Annotated in this window: 4 protein-coding genes; all 4 read left to right on the top strand. The window is 41.1% G+C overall.

What is annotated here, in order from left to right:
• Positions 1–59 precede the first annotated feature (59 nt).
• Entirely contained in the window at positions 60–944 is an 885-nt protein-coding gene (locus VNZ46_RS13375; protein WP_325560600.1) for a hypothetical protein, read from the top strand.
• A gap of 31 nt (positions 945–975) precedes the next feature.
• Positions 976–1,665, top strand: a complete 690-nt coding sequence (locus VNZ46_RS13370; protein WP_325560599.1) for a hypothetical protein — start codon at positions 976–978, stop codon at positions 1,663–1,665.
• The gene (locus VNZ46_RS13365) at positions 1,662–2,843 is read left to right on the top strand and encodes a DUF4350 domain-containing protein (RefSeq protein ID WP_325560598.1); all 1,182 of its coding nucleotides are present in this window, start codon (positions 1,662–1,664) and stop codon (positions 2,841–2,843) included. The genes VNZ46_RS13370 and VNZ46_RS13365 overlap by 4 nt, the downstream gene beginning before the upstream one ends.
• Before the next feature lie 3 nt (positions 2,844–2,846).
• Positions 2,847–3,702, top strand: an 856-nt coding sequence (locus VNZ46_RS13360; RefSeq protein WP_325560597.1) for an AAA family ATPase, incomplete at its 3' end; no start/stop codon positions are given.

Here is a 3,702-nt window from a genome sequence, read left to right as displayed (position 1 = left end):
TTGTGGTATGTAGTTCTTTACCCGCAACAAATTATTAAACGCACTCAAACCCCTTAAAAATGTTAGATAGATTAGAGTTTAAAAAAGTCAGAGAATTCGGTGAGGTCATTAATGATACCTTTTTGTTCATAAAACAAAATTTTAAGCCATTATTGAAAGCACTTATTTATTTATGCGGATTTTTTATCCTTGCGGCTATGATCGCTGCCATTACTTACCAGCTGTCATTGCAAAAGAATTTGGCGGCTCCAAATTCCGCAGATCCCTATGGCTTTACCCGGTTATCACAGGTCTTTTCCATCAGCTATTTTATGGTGATCCTGCTGGTTATGGCCAATTATACCTCGATGTATGTTGCTACATTAAGTTTTATTGCTTTATATATCGAAAAAGGGAATGTGGCGCCCACAGTAGAAGAGGTCTGGGCCTATTTTAAATATTACTTTTTTAGGGTCATGGGCAGTGGTATTGTGGTTAGTATTTTTATGCTGCTGGCCTTTATGTGCTGTTTTTTTCCAGGGGTGTATGTTTTTCCTGCCATGTCGATATTTTATCCAATCATGGTTCTGGAAAACGGCACACTTGGATATTCATTTAACCGCTCCTTTAAATTGCTAAAAGATCAATGGTGGACAACTGCTGCAACCATCTTTGTGATTTGGATCATTGCTTATGCGACCATGTCTTTTGCTTCTTTACCCGCTATAATATTAGGCCTGGTTGGGGCATTTACATCGGGTGGACGTGGATTGAGCAGTACTATTGTTATTATTTCTACGGTTATCCAGTATGTCTGCCAGTTGTTTATGGTCTTGCCGGTTATTGGCGTTACACTTTGTTATTTCAATTTGACTGAGCGGCAGGAAAGTACAGGACTGATGAGTAGGATTGATCAGTTTGGTACAGGAGAAAAAGACCTGAATTCGACTCCGGAGGAATATTAAGATGAGGTTTCTGCTCTTGATTTTTCTTTTTTTGAGTTTTAGCCAGTTACATGCGAAGACAACTCCATCGGGTGAAGTTGTTAAAACTGCGGTGCTGAAATCAGATACGGCACAAGTTGTATGGCGTAGATTTGACGCAGAGCAACTTAGCGCTTATAGTAAAGAAAAAGCATTTATTTACGATGATGCTGTGCCCTCACAAAGTTTATGGAGCCGTTTTTGGAGGTGGTTCTGGGCGCTTCTTGAGCATATTCTGGGTAATAAGGCAACAGTGCCTTTTGTGAAGTATTTTTTCATCATTACTTCAACAGCATTGGTGGTCTTTGCTGTGTTGAAACTCATCGGAGCAGATTTGAAAATATTTTCCCGTCGATCAAAATCTATTGAAGTGCCTTACAGCGAATCTGACGATAACATCCACGAAATCAATTTTACCGAAGAAATAGATAAGGCGATCAGTTTAGGAAATTACAGGATTGCGGTGAGGTTATTGTATTTGAAATCACTAAAGAAATTAAGTGATAGCGGACGGATTGACTGGAAGCCGGGAAAAACAAATCAAATTTATATTGGAGAGATCCAGGATCCGGAGAGAAGAAAGCAGTTCTCTATGCTTACACATCAGTTTGAATATATCTGGTATGGGGAGTTCTTTATCAATAAAGATAATTTTGGTCTGATTAAACAGGGGTTTGATCAATTTATTGGGAAGGCATCATGAAAGGATTAAGAAGATATTTGATCGTTAGTGCTATTTTTGTAATCGGTTATTTACTGGCCCAATATTACAAACCTAAACCTACAGACTGGACGACGAGTTATCTAAAAGAGGATAAAATTCCTTTCGGTTTGTATATTCTTTACCATCAAATGGGACATCTCTTTCCGGATACTAAAATTACAGTCTCGGGATTGCCGGTGTACAATACCTTAAAGGATAATGATTCCAATAATAGCAGTTATTTGTTAATTAGTGGCGGACTGGATCTGGATAAAACAGGTTGCGGAGAACTGCTGAAATTTGCAGACCGTGGGAATCGTGTTTTTATTGCGGCATTTGATTTTGGTAAATTTATAAGTGATACGCTGAAATTGAAGACGGGTTCTTCGTTCAATTTTGCGAAACAAAAGAAAACAAGGGTCAATTTTGTAAATCCTCAATTGAAATCTACTGCAGGGTATACTTTTAATAAGGGGATTGGTGACCAGTACTTTAGTAAATTTGATACCTCCAGAGTAACCGTACTGGGTAAAGATGCAGAGGGACACGTCAATTTTATCAAATATGCGATTGGTAAAGGTGCATTGTATATCCTTCCTAATCCGCAATTACTGACCAATTATAATCTGCTGGATCCTTTGGGAGCGGAATACGCCGGAAAAGCCTTATCCTATCTTCCGGCATCGGGTACTATAATCTGGGATGAGTACAATACGAGGGGCAATACAGAAGACCAATCTGTGCTCCGGGTAATTTTTGGGCATGAACCGCTTCGATGGGCCTATGAGCTTGCGCTGATCGGTTTGGTGATTTTTGTTTTGTTTGAAATGAAACGACGTCAGCGGATCATACCCGTCATAGAACCCCTGAAGAATTCTTCGGTCGAATTTGTGGAGCTGGTGGGTAAGGTCTACTACCAGCAACGGGATAACCGGGATATTGCTCAGAAGAAAATTAACTATCTTCTGGAACACATCAGGACGAATTATCATTTAAAGACGACAGTCATAGATCAGGAATTTAAAACTGCCCTGGCCTTGAAATCCGGGGCCGGGGATTCAGCTGTAAATGACTTATTCAAAACGATCAATCAGGTAACTGAAGGTGCAGGTGTTAACGATGCGCTGCTGATTGATCTCAACCAAAAAATTGAACTATTTTATAAACAAGCCAAATAAATTATGGAACCGGAAATTTTTAGTGAAAGAACCGATCTGGCGGAACTTAACAGAGCGGTAGAGCACATCAGGGAAAACCTGGGCCGCATTATTGTAGGGCAGAAAAATACGGTAGATTTTCTGATTGCCGGATTGCTGGCAGATGGTCATGTGCTGCTGGAAGGTGTTCCGGGGGTGGCTAAAACATTAAGCGCAAAACTGGTGGCTAAAAGTATAGATGCTTCTTTTTCCCGGATACAATTTACACCTGACCTGATGCCCTCGGATGTATTGGGAACTTCTGTATTTGATCCAAGGTCTTCTTCCTTCGAATATAGGAAAGGTCCTGTTTTTGGAAATATCATCCTGGTCGATGAGATCAACAGGGCACCGGCGAAAACTCAATCTGCCTTATTTGAAGTAATGGAAGAAAGACAGGTAACTGTTGATGGTCACACCTATTTGATGGAGGAACCATTTATGGTCCTGGCCACTCAAAACCCGATTGAACAGGAAGGAACCTATAGATTACCAGAGGCGCAGCTGGATCGTTTTTTATTTAAGATCGAGGTCAAATACCCCACATTCGAAGAAGAGATCCTGATGCTGCAAAATCAGCACCAGCAGATCCTTAGCGCAGAAATCAGTGAGGTTAAAGCGGTGTTGAGTACAGAACAGATCAGGACCTGCAGAAAACTGGTTAAAGCGTTGCATGTAGAGCCAAAACTGGTCGAGTATGCTGTCAAAATTACCCAGGAAACCCGGAACAATAAAGCGCTTTACCTGGGGGCCTCTCCTCGTGCCTCCCTGGCCCTGATCAACAGCGCCAAGGCGATGGCCGGAATACAAGGGCGCGATTTTGTGACTCCGGAAGATATCA

Source organism: Pedobacter sp. (assembly GCF_035566355.1).
Lineage (GTDB): Bacteria > Bacteroidota > Bacteroidia > Sphingobacteriales > Sphingobacteriaceae > Pedobacter.
Note: the sequence above shows the minus strand (reverse complement) of the source record. Positions and strands in the feature narration are given on the sequence as shown.

What these genes read in the sequence shown, in the direction of transcription:
- VNZ46_RS13375 (WP_325560600.1), top strand. Translation starts at nt 60, where the DNA reads ATGTTAGATAGATTAGAGTTTAAAAAAGTCAGAGAATTCGGTGAGGTC.
- VNZ46_RS13365 (WP_325560598.1), top strand. Translation starts at nt 1,662, where the DNA reads ATGAAAGGATTAAGAAGATATTTGATCGTTAGTGCTATTTTTGTAATC.